Annotated in this window: 1 protein-coding gene and 1 pseudogene; both read left to right on the top strand. The window is 61.5% G+C overall.

Annotated features, from left to right (window positions below):
- Positions 1 to 153: 153 nt before the first annotated feature.
- Positions 154 to 975, top strand: coding sequence for a hypothetical protein (locus tag C470_RS15085; RefSeq protein WP_008368370.1), 822 nt, complete (start codon positions 154 to 156; stop codon positions 973 to 975).
- 73 nt (positions 976 to 1,048) lie between these two features.
- Positions 1,049 to 1,771 (top strand): annotated as a pseudogene (locus tag C470_RS15090) (hypothetical protein); the annotation flags it as partial.

Consider the following 1,771-nt stretch of genomic DNA (forward strand, 5'->3'; position numbering starts at 1 on the left):
GTCGCGTATCTCGGTCGGACAGGTTGAGCAGAACCCGTTCCGCCACTTCGGCGGCGAGTCAGGGCTGTTCTCGGGTATCGGGATGACGGTCGGGCTCGCGGGTGTCGGCGCCTGGTACGTCGTCCGCTCGGAGGAAAGCGGAGTGATTCAAGCATGAGCGATACAAGTACGACGTTCGGTAACTGGCAGGACCGGCTTACGTACATCTTCGCAGAGGGACAGCTAGTCGTTCTCGGGCTCGCGGTCACGATCGGCGCCCTACTGATCTGGATTCGCCCGGAGGTGCCGGGAATCCCGCCGATCGTCTTCGGCTGGTTCGCGGCGCTGTTGCTCCTGGGGCCGCCGCTGCTCGGACTGTTCGTCACGGGCGCCCGGAAACTCCGCAACCGGCATATGGTGGCCGTTCACCACATCAACGGCGTCACTGATGAACGGGAGAAGTATTACGTCGAACCCGGCGTGTGGAGTGAGAAGACCGTCGAAGGACCGGGCCCATATCCGGTGAACGACGGGGACGCGTTCGAGGTGCGAGAGTTCGACTGGCACCCGGATCAAGGCGAGAACGGGACGCTCATCGTCCGAGGCTGCTATATGAGCCAGATGGCCGACTCGAAACTCGTCACGACGAAGGCCATGCTCGAGGACGTTCATAACGATCTGGTTGAGGCATTCCTCGAGTACAACCGTGTTCGCGGCCGAATCTCGAAAATGGGGCTTCAGATTCAGAAGGACGTGATCAACGAGGAAGCCGAGGCTGACGAACGCGGGTTGATGAACCCGCGGACGACGGTGAAACAACGCTTCGATTCGGCGAAGACAGACGCCGAGGAACGCGATATTGACGAGATACAGGACATCTCTGAGTACGTCGAAGAGTACGCTGGAGAGCACGACATCGACACGACGGGCGGGCCGCCGCAGACCCGCGCACAGGCCGCAGAACAGGCCGCTACTGACGGAGGGAACGACCGATGATAGAAACACTCTGCACAGTCGGAAGTATCACACTGTTCACCGCTCTCGAGGTTGACCGATGGAGGTCTGGCCGATGAGTGACGAGCAGGACAATTTCACGGTCGGTGGCTTCCGCGAGTATCAAGACGGGAACCTCGCTCGCGATCCTGACGAAGTGCTCGAACACTCAGGGTTTGTTCGTGACGAGCAAGTCGACCGGCAGATGTCCATGCGTGCGATCCATCACGACCCGAATCGCTGGGAGTCGAAGGCCGCAGCGACGTACATGGACGTCGGCAAGAACCGGGATATCCTGAAGGCCGAAGGGAGCGAGACGGCCCGGCAGGCGCTCGAGAACGGCGACACGCTGACACTCAAGCACTACATCGGCGACCCGGCACAAGAGGCGGACCTGTCCGGGATCAAGGCGATCACCAGGCTCCGGGAGATCGTCGCCGGGCCGGCGCCGGTGATCGTCATCCTCGGGGAAATGGGAGCTGGCAAAACGAACCTCGCGTGCCTACTGTTGCAGTTGCGGGATCGGTGGGTAGACGGTGATCTGAAAGTGGCGTCGAATATCCGTACGCTCCCGCGCAACGACGACTGGGTTCGTGACAACGGCGACGTCGAAGACGGCTGGATCCCGCACTACCCGCTGCTCGAGGAGTGGGTGACGCAGGACGGCAATCCGGTCGAGAACGCCCAACAGCCGAAAGCGTTCGTCGGTGACGAGTTCTCGACGAACGCCAGCGGGACCGGCGAGGACGGCCAGAAAGTGCGGAAACTGATGGGGCCACTGGTGTTCAAGATCCGCAAG

Origin of the sequence: Halorubrum distributum JCM 13561 (assembly GCF_000337395.1) — an archaeon.
Lineage (GTDB): Archaea > Halobacteriota > Halobacteria > Halobacteriales > Haloferacaceae > Halorubrum > Halorubrum distributum.

What these genes read in the sequence shown, in the direction of transcription:
- C470_RS15085 (WP_008368370.1), top strand. Translation starts at nt 154, where the DNA reads ATGAGCGATACAAGTACGACGTTCGGTAACTGGCAGGACCGGCTTACG.